Below are 15,867 nucleotides of genomic sequence, written 5' to 3'. Positions count from 1 at the left end.
CGTCTCGGCGGTCGCGCAGGGGCGTGACGCCGCGGAAAGCATCGCAAAAGCCCTGGCTGCCGCAGCGCAGCCGGCAACCGCAGTGGCTTGAGGGGAGACCAGGACAATGGCTGATATCCGCAACAATTTCGTCGGCATCAAATCTCCCAACCCGTTCTGGCTGGCGTCCGCGCCGCCGACCGACAAAGCCTACAATGTCGAGCGCGCCTTCAAGGCTGGCTGGGGCGGCGTGGTCTGGAAGACGCTCGGCGAGGAAGGCCCGCCGGTCGTCAACGTCAACGGGCCGCGCTACGGCGCGATCTGGGGCGCCGACCGCCGCCTGCTCGGCTTGAACAATATCGAACTGATCACCGACCGCGACCTCTACACCAACCTTCGCGAGATGAAGGAAGTGAAGAAGAAGTGGCCGGACCGGGCGATCGTCGCCTCGATCATGGTCCCTTGCGAGGAACAGGCCTGGAAGGCGATCCTGCCGCTGGTCGAAGAGACCGAGGTCGACGGCATCGAACTCAATTTCGGCTGTCCGCACGGCATGTCCGAACGCGGCATGGGTTCCGCGGTCGGCCAGGTGCCGGAATATATCGAAATGGTAGTGCGCTGGTGCAAGCAGTATACCCGCATGCCCGTCATCACCAAGTTGACGCCTAACATCAGCGATATCCGCCACCCTGCCCGCGCCGCCAAGCGCGGCGGCACGGACGCGGTGTCGCTGATCAACACGATCTCGTCGATCATCTCCGTCGATCTCGACACCTTCTCGCCCAACCCATCGGTCGGCGGCAAGGGCAGCCATGGCGGCTATTGCGGCCCGGCGGTGAAGCCGATCGCGCTCAACATGGTCGCCGAAATCGCCCGCGATCCGGAGACCTATGGCCTGCCGATCTCCGGCATCGGCGGTGTCACCACCTGGCGCGACGCGGCCGAGTTCCTGGCGCTCGGCGCCGGCAACGTGCAGGTCTGCACCGCGGCGATGACCTACGGCTTCAAGATCGTTGAGGAAATGATCACCGGCCTCTCCGACTGGATGGACGAGAAGGGCCATCGCTCGCTCGACGACATCATCTGTCGTGCCGTGCCCAACGTCACCGACTGGCAGTATCTCAACCTCAACTACATCGCCAAGGCGCATATCGACCAGGACGCCTGCATCAAGTGCGGCCGCTGCCACATCGCCTGCGAGGACACCTCCCACCAGGCGATCACCAGCATGGTCGACGGCGTGCGCCATTTCGAGGTGATGGAAGAGGAATGCGTCGGCTGTAATCTCTGCGTCAACGTCTGTCCCGTCGAGAACTGCATCACCATGGAAGCCCTGCCCGCCGGCGATCTCGACAAGCGCACCGGCAAGGTGGTCGATCCGACTTACGCCAACTGGACGCAGCATCCCAACAACCCGATGGCAAGGCAGGCCGCGGAGTAAAATGGCAGGGAGACAGGAGGGCGGCCCGGCCGCCTTCCCTTTTACGCCACTTCTGAAAACTGATCCCAGGCGCGCAACGTGTCGGCTGCATACATCAGCGCGGGCCCGCCGCCCATATGGGCGCCCATCGCCGCCACCTCGGCAATCTCCTGCCGCGTAGCACCGAGTCCGTGTAACGCCTTGGTATGGAAGCCGATACAGCCATCGCACCGCTGGGTGATACCGATCGCGAGCGCAATCAGTTCCTTCGTCTTCCTGTCCAGCGCGCCATCAGCGCCGGCCCCCTTCGACAAAGCGTAAAACCCTTGCATCGCGTCGGGCGTCAGCTTCCGCATCTCGGCGGTGTAAGCGGATATGTCCCTGGTGATCTGGCGATAGTCTTTCGTCATTCAGGTCTCCTGCAATCTTTACAATTCATATTTTTATGATATAAGAAAAACATGAACTGTAAAGGCCACCCATGGACCTGACTGACGAAATGCCCGTGAAGGCCGAGGAGGTGGCGAACTTCCTCAAGGGCCTGGCCAATTCCCACCGGCTGCTGGTGCTCTGTGCGCTGGCGGAGGGCGAGCGCAATGTCGCTCAGCTGATCGAGGCGACCGGCATCGCGCCAACCTCGATGTCGCAGCATCTGGCCAAGCTGAAGGAAGAAGGCATCGTCGACTTCCGGCGGGAACACCGCACGCTTTTCTATTTCATAGTCCATCCGGCCGTCAGCGAACTGATGGGCGTCCTCTACCGGCATTTCTGCAAGGGAAAATAAGATGAGCACCGAAACCACGAGGACCGTATCCGCAACGCAGGCCGCCGAGTGGCTTGCCGCGGGCGATGCGATCCTGATCGACGTACGCGAGCCGGACGAGTTCCGGGCCGAGCATATCGCCGCTGCCGCCTCGCTGCCTCTTGGTACCGTGGGCGACCTGCGGCAGAACCTGAAGGTCCCGGAAAACCGAAGGATCGTTGTGCATTGCCTGAAGGGCGGACGCGGCGAACAGGCCTGCCGTAAACTCGAAGATATCTTGCCGGCTCACCGGATCTACAATCTCGAAGGCGGCATCACCGCATGGAAACAGGCAGGTTTGCCCGTCGTCGGGCCTGCCACAGGTAAAGGTGGGCCATCGATCTTTCGCCAGGTGCAGATGATCGTCGGGAGCCTCGTGCTGCTTTCCGTGGCTCTTGGCTTTCTTGGCCTGACACCTGCCTTTGCGCTGGCCGGATTTTTCGGCTTCATGCTCGCCTTTGCGGGCTTCAGCGGCTGGTGCGGCCTCGCCCTCCTGCTTCAGCGCATGCCTTGGAACCGGACGGCCTAACGCGAACCGGGAAGAGGCGGAGTGTTTCTCGGCGTTCTGGTTCTGGCGCTCCTGATCAGCAAGGCCATGCGATCGCGTGCGAGGGCGGCTTTGTCCAGTTTGAGGTGCTCGCTGAATTCCACCGGGCCGTGTTCCGGCGTCTTCAGAAGGCAGCGGTAGTGCATGCCTCCTTCGCCGTCGCTTTCCGCGTCGATGGTCGGAGCCGGCAGGCGATCGGGATCGATGCGCTCCTCGTCATGGGTCCAGGGCCAGCGGCGAATGACGATCCAGCTGCCGTCACTCTTCTGCCGGACCGAGACGATCGGCCGTGTGAGTGCTCCGAATGCCAGCCAGCAGCCGAGGCCCCAGAAAAAAGCGATAGTGAGAGCCCTGAACGGTTCCTGGGAGATGCCGCTGTCACGGAGGAAAACCCAGGTCATCAGCACAAGAATAGCGAACCAGGCGACAATGAAGAGCCAGCCATACAGTGGTCGCAGGTTCCTAAAAAGCAGTCTCTCCATGGGTTTTACCTCCCAAGACTTCTTTCAGTTCACGATCATAACACAACGCCTGCAATATGCGAACTATCTAAAGAATGAGTACGGAAACAAAGAGGCCCGGCGGGTTGGCCGGGCCTTCTTCGTACTGGATGCCTGCAATGAGTTCAGGGGCGATCAGTTCGGGCGGTTTACGCCGTCGAAATAGTCGCCGCTGTTGACGTCGGCCTGAACGTTGGCCTTCTGGGCTTCGGCCTTCTGGCCGATGCTGCCGGTCTGGACCTGGTCGGTCGCGGCGGAAGCCTTGGAGGCGCCTTCGTAATAGTCGCCTTCAGCGAGGGCGACGGAAGCGAAGGAAGCCGAAGCGATGAGGGCTGCAGCGATTGCGGAAGTGATCTTGGTCATTGTGGTAGTCCTTTCAGAGTGTTCCGCGGCTCACGAGTTTGCGACCTGGCCTGCGGATTGTTTGTTTCGGTATCTTGAGTGAGCTGCAGTTAGTTCGGGCGGTTGGCGCCGTCGAAATAGTCGCCGCTGTTGACGTCTGCCTTCTGGGCTTCGGCCTTCTGGCCGATGCTGCCGGTGCTGATGCGGTCAACGGTAGCGGAGGCGGCGGGAGCGTTCTTCTGGACGCCCTGGTAATAGTCGCCTTCGGCAAGAGCGGCAGAAGCGAACGAAGCCGAAGCGATCAGGGCTGCGGCGATGGCGGAGGAAATTCTGTTCATTGTCTTCTTCCTTGATGTGGTGGAGCCGAGTTTCTCGAAGCCCCTCTCTGTGTGTTTGATCTTGTCTTTCGAAGCTCGTTGCCGCGCTTCTGATGTTCAAGATGGTGCAAGTCGGCCGCCGGGAATAGACAGCAAGTTGCAGACGTATTGTTCGCAAATACTGAACGATTTAAATTTTATCGTTCACACAAAGCGCGCACTTACGTGGGGGATCTGGCCGGGGATCAGCGGGAGCTGCCTTCAGCCGGCTCGTTCAATAGGTCGAGCATGGCGCGCAGCGCCCGGGTGACGTGCCGCTCGCCATGGAAGATCGCCGAGAACTGACGGAGCGGCATCGGGAAATCGGCGACGTGGAGCCGGCCCGAAAAGGAGTGGGACGATGCTGCCCGGCTTGAAAGCACCGTGGCGCTCAACCCCGCCTCCACCGCCGCCATCGCCGCCTCGTTCGACGGCATTTCAAGAACAACGGACAATGACTGCGGCTCGATGCCGAGATTGAAGAGCTGCGCCTCGAAGGCCGAGCGCGTGCCGGATCCCTGTTCGCGCATGATCCAGTTGGTTTCGAGAAGATCGCTCGAGCGGATCTTGCGACCGTCCGCCCAGGGGTGGCGGCTGCCGACCACCAGGACCAGCCGGTCCTCCGCCACCTTGCGGCGTTTGAGCCCCGCCAGAAACACCTCGCCTTCAACGACGGCAAGTTCCGCCGCCCCGGTCAGCACGGCTTCGGCCGCACTCTGGGTGTTGCCGACGGTAAGCCTCACGTCAACGCGCGGGAACCGCTCGTGATAACTGACGAGGCGAGCCGGCAGCCAGTAGCTCGCCACCGTCTGGCTGGCATGGATCCGCAGAATGCCCGAGGCCGACCCGCCGAGATCGGCAAGCACGTGCTCGGCAGTCTGCGCCCGCTCCAAAACGGCGCGCGCCTCCGGCACGAACAGTTTTCCCGCTTCGGTGAGTTCGATCCGCCGCCCGACCCGGTTGAACAGGATCACGGCATGCCGCGCCTCCAGCGCCGAGATCGCCGCACTCACCGCCGACTGCGTGAGGTTCAGCACCTCCGCCGCACGGGTCACATGTTCGCGCGTAGCGACTTCCAGAAAAATTCGAAGCTGATCGAGGGTCATCGTCCAAAACCATTCGCTTTTATCGAACGATATCAGAAAACTTATCAATTGGATTTGTGTTTCTACAAAAGAGAGAATGATTTTCGACGAATAGAGACTCTCGTGGAAAAATCATGAAGCCGATTCAGCCGACTGCGGAACAGCGCGCCCTTCCCGCCTCGCCCCACTGGCCGGCATTTCTCCAGCTTCTTCCCGGACTTCTTCTAACCGCCGCGATCGCCACGGCCGCCCTCACCGTCCGCAATCTGACCGGATGGATGGCGCTGAGCCCGCTCATCCTGTCGATCGTTTTCGGCATGCTGATCCGCAATCTGGCCCCTGTCCCGGTGGCCGTCGAGCCCGGCATCGGCTTTTCGCTAAAGCGGATCCTGCGCTTCGGCATCGTCCTGCTCGGCCTGCAGGTGACCGCAGGCCAGATCCTCTCGCTCGGCGGCGCCGGCCTTGCCATGGTGGCCCTGACGCTGGTGATCACCTTCGTTGCGATCCGGCTGGTCGGGCGGGCCATGGGTGTCGACCGGTCGCTGACCGACCTGATCGCCGCCGGGACTTCGGTCTGCGGCGCCTCGGCCGTCATCGCCGCCAATACGGTAGTGCGTGGCAAGCAGGAACATGTCGCCTATGCGATCGCCTGCGTCACGCTGTTCGGGTCGCTGTCGATGCTTGTCTATCCACTGCTCGCCGCCCCGCTCGGGCTCGACGCCCGCGGTTATGGCCTGTGGACCGGCTCGACCATCCACGAAGTCGCGCAGGTGGTGGCCGCCGCCTTCCAGGGCGGCGATGTCGCCGGGCAGTTCGGCACCATTTCCAAGCTCGCCCGCGTCGTCATGCTGGCGCCGCTGATCATGACGCTGGCGCTCGCCATGCGCTCCGGCGCGGAAGGCCCCTCGAAGGCTTCGGCGCCGATGCCGTGGTTCGTGCTCGGTTTTATCGGGATGATGCTCTTCAACAGCGCAGTCGCCATTCCGGCAGGCGTGAGCCAGACGCTCGTGACCTCGACGAGTTTCCTGCTGTCAATGGCGCTTGCGGCCATGGGACTGCAGACCGATATCCGCAAGCTGAAGGCGGAAGGCTGGCGGCCGCTCGCGCTCGGCGCATTCGGCTGGCTGTTCATCGCGGTTTTCGGCTACGCAATGCTGAAGCTGTTCGCGTTCTAAGAAAATCAGATCGAAGGGATGGGGGCCGCGTCATCCAATGGCGCGGCCTTTTCGTCATCTAGGGGTCAGCAGGGCTTCGGCTGGTCGTTCTTGGGCTCGGAATCCCGCACCGCTTCGTCGTGATACCAGCAATTGGTATCGACAACACTCAACGCAACCTCATGGATCCCGGTCGGCACGGTCCGGCCATCCTCCAGCCGCCGTCTTGGGCGGACCGGAAACTGATAGATCGTTGCTGACTCACGATGGATGTGAATTGCCATCCTATCGTCTCCTAACTTCAAAAGTGCATCCAAACCCGCACAGAGCACAAATCTGCACATTTTTTGTGCTTATTGCATTATTTTATATCATTTTTCCGACTCGCGCTAGGCGCTAATTTAGCGGCAGCGCGGTTCCGGCGATCTATTTTGCTCGCAGGAACCTCCAGCGGGGAAACGTGTGCCAACCGGACCCGGTTCCGGGCAATCTTGATAGAACCTTTAAAACTCGGAGATTTCATGAGACCGTGCTGATTTACAGGACCTTTAGTCCCTATCAGCGCTCCGCTCGCGACCCTTCGTTCACACTTTTTTAATCCAAAACCGTCGCTCCGATGCAAACTGGCACGGGAAATGCGTTCTTCTGGTTACCCCGGAGGCGCGGTGCCGTCGCGATGCCGCTTCCTCAGGATGGCTCAACCATGAACGTCACGGCCTGAGAGACAAAATATGACCAAGTATAAACTCGAGTACATCTGGCTCGACGGGTACACCCCGGTACCGAACCTGCGTGGCAAGACGCAGATCAAGGAATTCGACACCTTCCCGACGCTCGAACAGCTGCCGCTGTGGGGCTTCGACGGTTCGTCGACCATGCAGGCCGAAGGCCGCTCGTCCGATTGCGTGCTGAAGCCGGTTGCGCTTTATCCCGATCCGGCCCGCACCAATGGCGCGCTGGTCATGTGCGAAGTCATGATGCCGGATGGCGTCACGCCGCATGCGACCAACGCCCGCGCAACCATTCTCGACGACGAGGATGCCTGGTTCGGCTTCGAGCAGGAATACTTCTTCTACCAGAACGGCCGCCCGCTCGGTTTCCCGGAACAGGGTTACCCGGCTCCGCAGGGTCCGTATTACACCGGCGTCGGTTACTCGAACGTTGGTGACGTCGCCCGCGAAATCGTCGAAGAACATCTCGACCTCTGCCTGGAAGCCGGCATCAACCACGAAGGCATCAATGCCGAAGTGGCCAAGGGCCAGTGGGAATTCCAGGTTTTCGGCAAGGGCTCCAAGAAGGCCGCCGACCAGATCTGGATGGCACGCTACCTGCTGCAGCGCCTGACTGAAAAGTACGGCATCGACATCGAATACCACTGCAAGCCGCTCGGCGACACCGACTGGAACGGCTCGGGCATGCATTGCAACTTCTCGACCAAGTACATGCGCGAAGTCGGCGGCAAGGACTATTTCGAAGCGCTGATGGCTGCTTTCGACAAGAACCTGATGGACCACATCGCCGTCTACGGCCCGGACAACGACAAGCGCCTGACCGGCAAGCACGAAACGGCTCCGTGGAATAAGTTCTCCTACGGCGTTGCCGACCGCGGTGCTTCGATCCGCGTGCCGCACTCGTTCGTCAAGAACGACTACAAGGGCTATCTGGAAGACCGCCGTCCGAACTCCCAGGGCGACCCCTACCAGATCGCTTCCCAGGTTCTGAAGACGATCGCCGAAGTCCCGACCAACCGGGCTTCCGCCGCCGCCTGATACCAGGCCCGGCAATCGGCAAATGAGAAGACGCCGGCCTCAGCGCCGGCGTTTTTCGTTTGGGATGAACGACGGCGAGGGCCTTTTCCTCACCCTTGTAGTTAACGTTTTGATCTAACTGACCGACTAATCAGCGGGCGAATATCTTCCCAGAGAATGAGCCCACCGATTGCAGCAATGAAACCTGCGCCTATCCAAAGCCACCCCTTAATGACGGCCGCAAATAACAATAAGTAGAGAATGCCAGCAAGTCCGCCAGCTAGCATAAGTAATCCAACGGTGATCGATACGATCTTTCGAAACGAGGATCGGGTGTCTTCCATCGCCTTCACTTATCAACAGACCAATTTACAAGGCTATTCAGCCACGACGACAACCAAGAGTCGAGTCCCGCCGAACCACATCGAAGGGAAAGCGGCTTGATCTAACCTGGCCGCGCCCGCAGCCCGTCAATGAAGAGCTGTTCCAGAAACCGCGCCGCATCCTCGAAACGCCCCTCGCCCGCATAGTCCTGGCCGAGCACGGCGCGCACCTGCACGTCGAAGTCGGCATAATGCTGGGTCGTCGACCAGATCGAGAAGATCAGGTGGTAGGGATCGCATTTGGCGATCTTGCCGGACCGCGCCCAGGCGCGGATCACCTCCGCCTTTTCGTCAACCAGTTCTTTCAAGGGACCTTTCAGCTCATCCTCGATATGCGGCGCGCCCTGCAGCACTTCGTTGGCGAAAAGCCGGCTTTCGCGGGGGAAATCGCGGGCCATTTCGAGCTTGCGGCGGATATAGGAGCGGATCTCGGATTCAGGGTTGCCCTCGGCATCGAACGCCCGCAACGGCTCCAGCCAGGTGAACAGGACCCGGTCGATCAGGTGACGGTGGATCGCCTCCTTGGTACGGAAATAATAGAGCAGATTGGGTTTCGACATGCCGGCCGCATCGGCGATCTGGTCGATCGTGGCGCCGCGGAAACCGTTCTGGGAAAATACGTCGAGCGCGGCTTCGAGGATGCGCTCCTCCTTCTCCTCCTGAATGCGGGTGCGTCTCTGCGTCTTCGCCGCCCTTGGGATGGCCATGCCTGTCCTTGCCCTCTTCCGCGTCCACCCGGCGCTTTGGAAATTCCTCTGGATTTTTCGTGATTTTCGTCTTGAGTGGAGCCGAGGAAATTGTAATGTTTTACCAAGCGGTCAAATTATCGGCGACAAGCAGAATAAACGCAATGCCGATCTTCGCATGCCTCGTTTCAAAGCGGGCGCGCGGAGGACCATGGGAACGAAAAGCATGCCGCCCGCACGGGTGGCCGTGAAAACAGGCGAGGACTGAAAAATGGTGGCAGCACCCGGCGAGAACTTGCGCATCAACGGCGATCGTCTGTGGGACATGCTCATGGACATGGCGAAGATCGGTCCCGGCATAGCCGGCGGCAACAATCGCCAGACGCTGACCGATGCGGACGGCGAAGGCCGCCACCTCTTCAAGACATGGTGCGAGGCCGAAGGAATGACGGTCGGCGTCGACAGGATGGGCACGATGTTCGCCACCCGTGCCGGCACCGATCCGGATGCCCTGCCGGTCTATGTCGGCAGCCATCTCGATACCCAGCCGACTGGCGGCAAATATGACGGCGTTCTCGGCGTGCTCGGCGCGCTGGAAGTGGTCCGCACCATGAATGACCTCGGCATCAGGACGAAACATCCGATCGTCGTCACCAACTGGGCGAACGAGGAAGGCGCGCGTTTCGCCCCGGCCATGCTGGCATCGGGCGTCTTCGCCGGCGTTCACTCGATCGACTACGCCTATGGCCGCAAGGACCCGGACGGCAAGACCTATGGCGACGAGTTGAAGCGCATCGGCTGGCTCGGCGACGAAGAGGTCGGCGCCAGAAAGATGCATGCCTATTTCGAATACCATATCGAACAGGGGCCGATCCTCGAGGCGGAGAACAAGCAGATCGGCGTCGTCACCCACTGTCAGGGCCTGTGGTGGCTGGAATTCACGCTGACCGGCCGTGAGGCGCATACCGGTTCGACGCCGATGAACCTGCGCGTCAATGCAGGCCTCGCCTTCGGCCGCATCCTCGAAATGGTGCAGGCGGTGGCGATGTCCGAACAGCCGGGCGCCGTGGGCGGCGTCGGCCAGGTGTTCTTCTCGCCCAACTCCCGCAACGTGCTGCCGGGCAAGGTGGTGTTCACCGTCGACATCCGCACGCCCTCCCAGGAAAAGCTGGACCGAATGCGGGCGACGATCGAGAAACAGGCCACTGAAATCTGCGAGCCGCTCGGCGTGGGCTGTTCGGTCGAGGCGGTCGGCCATTTCGATCCGGTGACCTTCGATCCGGTGCTGGTCGGCCGGGTCCGCGAAGCGGCCGAAAAGCTCGGCTACAGCCATATGAACATCATCTCCGGCGCCGGCCACGACGCGTGCTGGGCCGCCAAGGTGGCGCCCGCGACGATGATCATGTGCCCCTGCGTCGGCGGACTTTCGCACAACGAGGCGGAGGAGATCTCCAGGGAATGGGCGGCAGCCGGCGCGGATGTCCTGTTCCATGCCGTGCTGGAGACGGCGGAGATTGTGGAGTAGCATCGCAACCGCCAACCTTGAGACAGGAAACGGACAATGGGACGACCGAGGGAAATATCGCCCGAAGAGCGGGCCGAACTGATCCGCCAGGGATACCGGCCGATCGAGATCTGGGTGCCGGACCTCACCCACGAAGCCTTCCGCCGGCAGGCGGAGGAAGAAATGCGCCGGATCGCAGAAGCGGATGCGAAAGAAGACATTGAGGACTGGATCGAAGCGGTTGGCCCAACGGATTGGGACAAGCCGTGAAGTTGGGCCGAGGAGACGTCGTGATCGCGGTCTTTCCTGGTGAACTTGGCAAACCTCGGCCCGCCGTCATTCTTCAGGCTGACGAGTTTCTCGTGACCTATACGACGGCTCTTGCCTGCCCTTTGACGACCCATCTGCTTGAGGCACCGCTTCTTCGGCCGATCATCGAGCCCAGTGCTCAGAACGGACTTCAATATCCGTCGCAGGTCATGGTCGAAAAGATCACGCCGGTCAGAAAAGAGGTCATCGGCCAGCGGATCGGCCGATTGGCCGACAGCGACATGAGGCAGATCGAAGTTGCGCTCGTCCACGTCACCGGCTTGACGCACACCATCGCGCCCGTAAGGGAACCGACAAGAAAAGGGGAACAACAATGACCACAGTCATCAAAGGTGGAACCATCGTCACGGCCGACCTGACCTATAAGGCGGATGTGAAGATCGACGGCGGCCGGATCATCGAGATCGGTCCGAACCTTTTCGGCGATACCACGCTCGACGCCGCCGGCTGTTATGTCATGCCGGGCGGGATCGATCCGCATGTGCATCTGGAAATGCCGTTCATGGGCACCTATTCCGCCGACGATTTCGAGAGCGGCACGCGGGCAGCACTTGCCGGCGGCACCACCATGGTCGTCGATTTCTGCCTGCCCGAGCCCGGCCAGTCGCTGCTCGATGCGCTGAAGCGCTGGGACAACAAGGCGACCCGCGCCAATTGCGACTATTCCTTCCACATGTCGGTCACCTGGTGGGGCGAGCAGGTCTTCAACGAGATGAAGGCGGTCGTCGCGCATCACGGCATCAACACCTTCAAGCATTTCATGGCCTACAAGGGCGCGCTGATGGTGAACGACGACGAGATGTTCGCCTCGTTCTCGCGCTGTGCCGAGCTCGGCGCATTGCCGCTCGTCCATGCCGAAAACGGCGACGTCGTCGCCGCTATGCAGACCAAGCTGATGGACGAGGGCAATAACGGGCCCGAGGCACACGCCTATTCCAGGCCCGCCTCCGTCGAGGGCGAGGCGACCAACCGCGCCATCATCATCGCCGATATGGCCGGCGTGCCCCTCTATGTCGTGCACACATCCTGCGAACAGGCCCATGAAGCGATCCGCCGCGCCCGCCAGAACGGCATGCGCGTTTATGGCGAGCCGCTGATCCAGCACCTGACGCTCGACGAAAGCGAATATTTCAACAAGGATTGGGACCATTCGGCCCGCCGGGTAATGTCGCCGCCGTTCCGCAGCAAGCAGCATCAGGACAGCCTCTGGGCGGGCCTTGCCTCCGGTTCGCTGCAGGTGGTGGCGACCGACCACTGCGCGTTTACAACCGACCAGAAACGCACCGGTCTCGGCGATTTCAGAAAGATCCCGAACGGAACCGGCGGCCTCGAAGACCGGCTGCCGATGCTGTGGACGCATGGCGTCGCTACCGGCCGCATCACCATGAACGAGTTCGTGGCGGTGACCTCCACCAACATCGCGAAAATCCTCAATATCTATCCAAGGAAGGGCGCGATCCTGGTCGGAGCCGACGCGGATATCGTCGTTCTCGATCCGAACAAGTCGAAGACGATCTCGGCCAAGACCCAGCAGTCGGCGATCGACTACAACGTCTTCGAGGGCAAGGAAGTGACCGGTCTGCCGCGCTACACGTTGACCCGCGGCGTGGTCGCAATCGAGGACGGGGCGATCAAGACGCAGGAAGGCCACGGCCAATTCGTCAAGCGCGAGCCTTATCCTGCGGTGAACAAGGCGCTGTCGACCTGGAAGGAACTGACCTCGCCCCGCAAGGTGGAACGGTCAGGCATTCCGGCCAGCGGGGTTTGAACAGCAACGATGCCTTTTGCGTGGCATACCCCCCTCTGCCCTGCCGGGCATCTCCCCCTCAAGGGGGGAGATAGATCTGTGGCTAGGCCCCGCCCAAAACAGAAGCCGCAGATTGCCGGATTGACCGAGATTACGGAAGCTGCAGAAACGAGGCTCGATAAAGCGCGAAGCCCGCGAGCCTTGCCGATCTCCCCCCTTGAGGGGGAGATGTCCGGCAGGACAGAGGGGGGTGGCGCCACGAACTCGTCCGCGCAAGACCTACCCCTTCACCAGCCCGTCAAGCTCCGGCAGCAGCACGACGCTTTCCTGTTCGTTCGGGTCGGTGCGGGCGATCACCGCCGAACAGGGCGCGTCGGAAATGTTCGCCGGCAGGTGCGGCACGCCGGCGGGGATATACATCATCTCGCCGGCCGAAAGTTCGGCACATCCCTCCAACCGGTCGCCATACCAGGTGACGGCCGAGCCGGAGAGTACGTAGATGGCGGTCTCGTGGGTTTCATGCAGATGGGCCTTCGCCCGTGCGCCCGGCGGGATGGTGAGGAGGTGCATGCAAATGCCCTTGGAGCCGACCGTTTCCGCCGCGATCCCCTCGAAATAGCTCAGGTCCTGCTTGCCGTCGTAGGCCGCACCGGGTTTGACGACACGGCAGGTGGGCTTTGATGCATTGTCCATTGCCAATTTCCTCTGTCGAACGGGATCTGCCGCCAGCATATCATGACGGTTCGGGAGCGGGAGCCAACGAAAAGAAGATCAGCACACCGCAATGATCGATATCCTGCGCAACGGCGATGTCTATACTGTACGCTTCGCAGACGGATTTGAATGGGGGCCTTTCGAGACATGTCATTGAATAACATCCGCTTCACCATCGCATTCGCGATGCTTGCCGCAATCTCGGTTGCCGTTCCCGCTAGCGCCGCGACCTTCCTTGACGGCGCCTATGGCAGCAAGGAAGGCTGCACTTACGCCGAGACCGGAGAATCGTCCGGCGCCGACGACTTCCTGCTGCTCAACGACGAAGGCGTGACGACATCCGTTTCCGCCTGCGAATTCAAGGGCGCTCCCAAGAAGACGGCAAACGGTTTTACCATCAAGGCACAATGCGATGTCGAAGGGGAAGTCGGGCCGGAAGATGTTGCGACGCTCACCAAATCCGCCAAAGGCTACACCGTCAGCTTCCCGGGCGGCACCAAACTGGGACCCATGCCGAAATGCCGATGAACAATGCTCCATCCTCCGTCGTCTCGGCCAGCAAGCTCGGCCTCACCTTCAAGACCAGTGACGGGCCAGTGCATGCGCTGTCGAACGTCGACCTAGAAGTGAACAAGGGCGATTTCGTCTCCTTCATCGGCCCGTCCGGTTGCGGCAAGACAACGTTCCTGCGCGTCATCGCCGACCTCGAAAAGGCGACCGCCGGCGAGATCACCGTCAACGGCATGACGCCGGAAGAGGCGCGCAAGTCGCGCTCCTACGGTTACGTCTTCCAGGCGCCGGCGCTTTATCCCTGGCGGACGATCGAGAAGAACATCGCCCTGCCGCTCGAAATCATGGGTTACTCATCAGTCGATCGGAAAGCGCGCATCGAGCGTACCCTCGATCTCGTCAACCTTGCGGGCTTCGGCAAGAAATACCCCTGGCAGCTTTCCGGCGGCATGCAGCAGCGCGCCTCGATCGCCCGCGCGCTCGCCTTCGATGCCGATCTTTTATTGATGGACGAACCTTTCGGCGCGCTCGACGAGATCGTCCGCGATCACCTGAACGAACAGCTGCTGAAGCTCTGGGCGCGCACCGAAAAGACCATCTGTTTCGTCACCCACTCGATTCCGGAGGCGGTCTACCTCTCGACCCGCATCGTCGTCATGTCGCCGCGTCCGGGCCGAGTGACCGACGTGATCGAATCGACCTTGCCCAAGGAACGCCCGCTCGAAATCCGCGAGACGCCGGAATTCCTGGAGATTGCGCATCGGGTGCGCGAGGGGCTGAGGGCGGGGCATAGTTATGAGGAGTGAGGCGTTGCATTCCAGGAATACCCCCCTCTGTCCTGCCAGACATCTCCCCCTCAAGGGGGGAGATCGAATAGTAGCTTGGGTTCGCCCTCAATTCGGCGCGGAGATTGCCGCATCGGTGGTGCTCAATGCTTTGCGAAGCCGACACGTCTGGCTGATCTCCCCCCTTGAGGGGGAGATGTCCAGCAGGACAGAGGGGGGGGGCTCCGGGCCGAAACGTGAGAGGTCCGCGGCATGAAACCCGACTCCCTCAAATCCCGCATCATCCCCGTCCTCGCCATCCTCATCGCCATCGTCGCCCTCTGGTACGTCGCCGCTTATTTCATGAACGCGCCGTTTCAGCGGGATCTCGATCGGCGCGCCAACGTCACCTCCACGACGATGGAGTTCATCGGCAAGACCATGGCGCAGCCGAAGCCTATTCTGCCGGCGCCGCATCAGGTGGTGAGCAACGTCTTCGAGAACACGTTTCTGCGCAGCGTCACGTCGAACCGCAGCCTCGTCTACCATTCCTGGGTGACGCTCTCCTCAACGGTCCTCGGCTTCACCATGGGCACGCTGACCGGCATCCTGATCGCGGTCGGCATCGTGCATCTGAAGGCACTCGACCGTAGCCTGATGCCGTGGATCATCGCCTCACAGACCGTGCCGATCCTGGCTGTCGCGCCGATGGTGATCGTCGTGCTCGGGGCCCTCAACATCACCGGCCTTCTCCCCAAGGCGCTGATCTCGACATATCTCTCCTTCTTCCCCGTCGCGGTCGGCATGGTGAAGGGTCTGCGCTCGCCCGAAATCATTCAGCTCGACCTGATGCGCACCTATTATGCCAGCGGCGCCCAGACCTTCTGGAAACTCAGAGTACCGGCGTCCATTCCCTTCCTGTTCACCTCGATGAAGGTGGCGATCGCCGCGAGCCTGGTTGGCGCGATCGTCGGCGAGCTTCCGACCGGTGCCGTCGCCGGCATCGGCTCGAAACTGCTGGCCGGGGCCTATTACAGCCAGACGATCGACATCTGGGCGGCACTGATTGCCGGCTCAGTACTGGCGGCGTTTCTCGTTGCCATCGTCGGGATCATCGCCAAGATCGTCGATCGCTCCATGGGCGGGAGGCCGGCATGACCGCGGTTCTTCGTTCCTGGCAGGGCACCTTTGCCCTGCTCCTCTGTCTCGCCGCCCTCACCTCGCTGCCGCTGATGGCGCCCGACGCCCCCTCGCCGTTCGGCACCGGCAGCGTCGCCGTCATCCTCCTGCTCGTCG

21 protein-coding genes are annotated in these 15,867 nt (G+C 61.4%); 13 read left to right on the top strand and 8 right to left on the bottom strand.

The features are described from left to right. The first annotated feature begins 106 nt into the window (after nt 1–106). On the top strand, nt 107–1,420 hold the full coding sequence (gene preA, locus MOV61_RS21205) for an NAD-dependent dihydropyrimidine dehydrogenase subunit PreA (RefSeq protein WP_247137981.1): 1,314 nt from the start codon (nt 107–109) through the stop codon (nt 1,418–1,420). Nucleotides 1,421–1,461: 41 nt separating this feature from the next. Here preA and MOV61_RS21200 read toward each other — a convergent pair whose 3' ends face one another. After that, nucleotides 1,462–1,809 (bottom strand): carboxymuconolactone decarboxylase family protein, encoded by a 348-nt coding sequence (locus tag MOV61_RS21200; RefSeq protein ID WP_247137980.1) that lies wholly within the window; start codon nt 1,807–1,809, stop codon nt 1,462–1,464. Nucleotides 1,810–1,880: 71 nt separating this feature from the next. Between MOV61_RS21200 and MOV61_RS21195 the strand changes: the two genes are divergently transcribed. Continuing rightward, complete coding sequence (locus MOV61_RS21195) at nt 1,881–2,183, top strand: helix-turn-helix transcriptional regulator (RefSeq protein ID WP_247034867.1); 303 nt, start codon at nt 1,881–1,883, stop codon at nt 2,181–2,183. 1 nt (nt 2,184) lies between these two features. Next, nucleotides 2,185–2,730, top strand: coding sequence for a rhodanese-like domain-containing protein (locus MOV61_RS21190; RefSeq protein ID WP_247137979.1), 546 nt, complete (start codon nt 2,185–2,187; stop codon nt 2,728–2,730). On the opposite strand, the gene MOV61_RS21185 is transcribed toward MOV61_RS21190, so the two are convergent. The 4 genes from MOV61_RS21185 to MOV61_RS21170 form a co-directional block, all read right to left on the bottom strand. Further along, nucleotides 2,727–3,230 carry a hypothetical protein gene (locus MOV61_RS21185; protein ID WP_038544519.1) on the bottom strand — a complete coding sequence of 168 codons (504 nt, stop codon included), beginning with the start codon at nt 3,228–3,230 and terminating at the stop codon, nt 2,727–2,729. The genes MOV61_RS21190 and MOV61_RS21185 overlap by 4 nt on opposite strands. 153 nt (nt 3,231–3,383) lie before the next feature. After that, nucleotides 3,384–3,611, bottom strand: coding sequence for a hypothetical protein (locus MOV61_RS21180; protein ID WP_247137978.1), 228 nt, complete (start codon nt 3,609–3,611; stop codon nt 3,384–3,386). Between the two features lie 89 nt (nt 3,612–3,700). After that, nucleotides 3,701–3,928, bottom strand: coding sequence for a hypothetical protein (locus MOV61_RS21175; protein ID WP_247137977.1), 228 nt, complete (start codon nt 3,926–3,928; stop codon nt 3,701–3,703). A 224-nt stretch (nt 3,929–4,152) separates the two neighbouring features. Then, complete coding sequence (locus tag MOV61_RS21170) at nt 4,153–5,052, bottom strand: LysR substrate-binding domain-containing protein (RefSeq protein WP_247137976.1); 900 nt, start codon at nt 5,050–5,052, stop codon at nt 4,153–4,155. A 113-nt stretch (nt 5,053–5,165) separates the two neighbouring features. Between MOV61_RS21170 and MOV61_RS21165 the strand changes: the two genes are divergently transcribed. Then, nucleotides 5,166–6,206, top strand: coding sequence for a YeiH family protein (locus MOV61_RS21165; RefSeq protein WP_247137975.1), 1,041 nt, complete (start codon nt 5,166–5,168; stop codon nt 6,204–6,206). 65 nt (nt 6,207–6,271) lie between these two features. On the opposite strand, the gene MOV61_RS21160 is transcribed toward MOV61_RS21165, so the two are convergent. Next, the gene (locus MOV61_RS21160; RefSeq protein WP_151043593.1) at nt 6,272–6,469 is read right to left on the bottom strand and encodes a DUF2735 domain-containing protein; all 198 of its coding nucleotides are present in this window, start codon (nt 6,467–6,469) and stop codon (nt 6,272–6,274) included. Between the two features lie 447 nt (nt 6,470–6,916). On the opposite strand from MOV61_RS21160, the gene MOV61_RS21155 reads away from it, so the two are divergent. Beyond that, the gene (locus tag MOV61_RS21155; protein WP_038544528.1) at nt 6,917–7,954 is read left to right on the top strand and encodes a glutamine synthetase beta-grasp domain-containing protein; all 1,038 of its coding nucleotides are present in this window, start codon (nt 6,917–6,919) and stop codon (nt 7,952–7,954) included. 424 nt (nt 7,955–8,378) lie between these two features. Here the strand turns inward: MOV61_RS21155 and MOV61_RS21150 are convergent, their stop codons facing one another. Beyond that, entirely contained in the window at nt 8,379–9,023 is a 645-nt protein-coding gene (locus MOV61_RS21150) for a TetR family transcriptional regulator C-terminal domain-containing protein (protein WP_247137974.1), read from the bottom strand. Here MOV61_RS21150 and MOV61_RS21145 point away from each other — a divergent pair. From MOV61_RS21145 to hydA, 5 genes are read left to right on the top strand one after another with little or no spacing between them, the layout of a single operon-like run. Continuing rightward, nucleotides 9,022–9,270: a hypothetical protein gene (locus tag MOV61_RS21145; RefSeq protein ID WP_247137973.1), complete on the top strand. Its 249-nt coding sequence runs from the start codon at nt 9,022–9,024 to the stop codon at nt 9,268–9,270. The genes MOV61_RS21150 and MOV61_RS21145 overlap by 2 nt on opposite strands. A gap of 3 nt (nt 9,271–9,273) precedes the next feature. After that, the gene (locus MOV61_RS21140; RefSeq protein WP_247137972.1) at nt 9,274–10,527 is read left to right on the top strand and encodes a Zn-dependent hydrolase; all 1,254 of its coding nucleotides are present in this window, start codon (nt 9,274–9,276) and stop codon (nt 10,525–10,527) included. A gap of 36 nt (nt 10,528–10,563) precedes the next feature. Beyond that, nucleotides 10,564–10,776, top strand: a complete 213-nt coding sequence (locus MOV61_RS21135) for an antitoxin MazE-like protein (protein ID WP_247034852.1) — start codon at nt 10,564–10,566, stop codon at nt 10,774–10,776. A gap of 20 nt (nt 10,777–10,796) precedes the next feature. Then, nucleotides 10,797–11,153, top strand: a complete 357-nt coding sequence (locus MOV61_RS21130) for a type II toxin-antitoxin system PemK/MazF family toxin (protein WP_247137971.1) — start codon at nt 10,797–10,799, stop codon at nt 11,151–11,153. Continuing rightward, a complete protein-coding gene (hydA, locus tag MOV61_RS21125) occupies nt 11,150–12,604 on the top strand; it encodes a dihydropyrimidinase (RefSeq protein WP_247137970.1) in 1,455 nt (484 codons plus the stop codon). The genes MOV61_RS21130 and hydA overlap by 4 nt, the downstream gene beginning before the upstream one ends. Before the next feature lie 258 nt (nt 12,605–12,862). On the opposite strand, the gene MOV61_RS21120 is transcribed toward hydA, so the two are convergent. After that, nucleotides 12,863–13,276: a cupin domain-containing protein gene (locus tag MOV61_RS21120; protein ID WP_247137969.1), complete on the bottom strand. Its 414-nt coding sequence runs from the start codon at nt 13,274–13,276 to the stop codon at nt 12,863–12,865. A 168-nt stretch (nt 13,277–13,444) separates the two neighbouring features. Between MOV61_RS21120 and MOV61_RS21115 the strand changes: the two genes are divergently transcribed. From MOV61_RS21115 to MOV61_RS21105, 3 genes are all read left to right on the top strand, one after another. Further along, nucleotides 13,445–13,825: a hypothetical protein gene (locus MOV61_RS21115; RefSeq protein WP_247137968.1), complete on the top strand. Its 381-nt coding sequence runs from the start codon at nt 13,445–13,447 to the stop codon at nt 13,823–13,825. Next, a complete protein-coding gene (locus MOV61_RS21110; RefSeq protein ID WP_247137967.1) occupies nt 13,822–14,613 on the top strand; it encodes an ABC transporter ATP-binding protein in 792 nt (263 codons plus the stop codon). The genes MOV61_RS21115 and MOV61_RS21110 overlap by 4 nt, the downstream gene beginning before the upstream one ends. A gap of 231 nt (nt 14,614–14,844) precedes the next feature. Continuing rightward, a complete protein-coding gene (locus tag MOV61_RS21105) occupies nt 14,845–15,729 on the top strand; it encodes an ABC transporter permease (protein WP_247137966.1) in 885 nt (294 codons plus the stop codon). Nucleotides 15,730–15,867 lie beyond the last annotated feature (138 nt).

Source organism: Neorhizobium sp. BETTINA12A, from assembly GCF_023006485.1.
Taxonomy (GTDB): Bacteria; Pseudomonadota; Alphaproteobacteria; order Rhizobiales; family Rhizobiaceae; genus Neorhizobium.
This window is presented reverse-complemented; position numbering and strand designations above follow the sequence as displayed.

Coding starts and splice junctions, on each gene's coding strand:
- preA (WP_247137981.1), top strand. CDS start 107: ATGGCTGATATCCGCAACAATTTCGTCGGCATCAAATCTCCCAACCCG.
- MOV61_RS21200 (WP_247137980.1), bottom strand. CDS start 1,809: ATGACGAAAGACTATCGCCAGATCACCAGGGACATATCCGCTTACACC.
- MOV61_RS21195 (WP_247034867.1), top strand. CDS start 1,881: ATGGACCTGACTGACGAAATGCCCGTGAAGGCCGAGGAGGTGGCGAAC.
- MOV61_RS21190 (WP_247137979.1), top strand. CDS start 2,185: ATGAGCACCGAAACCACGAGGACCGTATCCGCAACGCAGGCCGCCGAG.
- MOV61_RS21185 (WP_038544519.1), bottom strand. CDS start 3,230: ATGGAGAGACTGCTTTTTAGGAACCTGCGACCACTGTATGGCTGGCTC.
- MOV61_RS21180 (WP_247137978.1), bottom strand. CDS start 3,611: ATGACCAAGATCACTTCCGCAATCGCTGCAGCCCTCATCGCTTCGGCT.
- MOV61_RS21175 (WP_247137977.1), bottom strand. CDS start 3,928: ATGAACAGAATTTCCTCCGCCATCGCCGCAGCCCTGATCGCTTCGGCT.
- MOV61_RS21170 (WP_247137976.1), bottom strand. CDS start 5,052: ATGACCCTCGATCAGCTTCGAATTTTTCTGGAAGTCGCTACGCGCGAA.
- MOV61_RS21165 (WP_247137975.1), top strand. CDS start 5,166: ATGAAGCCGATTCAGCCGACTGCGGAACAGCGCGCCCTTCCCGCCTCG.
- MOV61_RS21160 (WP_151043593.1), bottom strand. CDS start 6,469: ATGGCAATTCACATCCATCGTGAGTCAGCAACGATCTATCAGTTTCCG.
- MOV61_RS21155 (WP_038544528.1), top strand. CDS start 6,917: ATGACCAAGTATAAACTCGAGTACATCTGGCTCGACGGGTACACCCCG.
- MOV61_RS21145 (WP_247137973.1), top strand. CDS start 9,022: ATGCCTGTCCTTGCCCTCTTCCGCGTCCACCCGGCGCTTTGGAAATTC.
- MOV61_RS21150 (WP_247137974.1), bottom strand. CDS start 9,023: ATGGCCATCCCAAGGGCGGCGAAGACGCAGAGACGCACCCGCATTCAG.
- MOV61_RS21140 (WP_247137972.1), top strand. CDS start 9,274: ATGGTGGCAGCACCCGGCGAGAACTTGCGCATCAACGGCGATCGTCTG.
- MOV61_RS21135 (WP_247034852.1), top strand. CDS start 10,564: ATGGGACGACCGAGGGAAATATCGCCCGAAGAGCGGGCCGAACTGATC.
- hydA (WP_247137970.1), top strand. CDS start 11,150: ATGACCACAGTCATCAAAGGTGGAACCATCGTCACGGCCGACCTGACC.
- MOV61_RS21120 (WP_247137969.1), bottom strand. CDS start 13,276: ATGGACAATGCATCAAAGCCCACCTGCCGTGTCGTCAAACCCGGTGCG.
- MOV61_RS21115 (WP_247137968.1), top strand. CDS start 13,445: ATGTCATTGAATAACATCCGCTTCACCATCGCATTCGCGATGCTTGCC.
- MOV61_RS21110 (WP_247137967.1), top strand. CDS start 13,822: ATGAACAATGCTCCATCCTCCGTCGTCTCGGCCAGCAAGCTCGGCCTC.
- MOV61_RS21105 (WP_247137966.1), top strand. CDS start 14,845: ATGAAACCCGACTCCCTCAAATCCCGCATCATCCCCGTCCTCGCCATC.